The 252-nt window shown below is 56.0% G+C and carries 1 pseudogene; it reads left to right on the forward strand.

The window, feature by feature from the left end:
- Positions 1-252: pseudogene (fusA, locus tag B3W37_RS14260) on the forward strand (elongation factor G); the annotation flags it as partial.

Genomic DNA, 252 nt, shown 5'->3' on the forward strand with positions numbered 1-252 from the left:
ACCGGCGACACCCTGTGCCGTGAAGGGCGGGAATTTCTGCTGGAATCCATCGAATTTCCGGAACCGGTTATACAGATCGCCATTGAACCCAAGAACCAGAGCGACCAGAACCGGATTATGGAGGCATTGATGAGAATCGCGGCCGAGGATCCGACCTTCAGGCTTTCCTATAACAAGGAAACCGGGCAGACCTTGATAGCCGGCATGGGGGAACTGCATCTGGAGATCGTCGCTGAGCGCTTATCCCGGGAG

This window comes from Syntrophomonas sp. UBA5494 (genome assembly GCF_002426325.1).